This window comes from Seonamhaeicola marinus (assembly GCF_008085455.1).
Genome location: NZ_VSDQ01000293.1, coordinates 1 through 202, shown reverse-complemented (window position 1 = coordinate 202; position 202 = coordinate 1). Strand labels below are relative to the sequence as shown.

General features: G+C 28.7%; 1 protein-coding gene. It reads left to right on the top strand.

What is annotated here, in order from left to right:
* Positions 1-202: ribonuclease E/G (locus FUA24_RS04040; RefSeq protein WP_187388157.1), on the top strand; the 202-nt coding region annotated here is incomplete at both ends.

The window sequence follows — 202 nt, the reverse complement described above, 5'->3', positions numbered from 1 at the left end:
GACATTTTTAATGACACCTTTACTGCTATTCATGTTGATGATGAAGAGCTTTATTATCAAGTAAAAGATTATTTGCAAGAAATTGCACCAAAGAAAGAATCAATAGTTAAATTGTATCAGTCAAAAATTCCAATTTTTGAAAAATTTGGAATTGAAAGACAAATTAAAACCTCATTTGGCAGAACCGTATCTATGGCAAAAG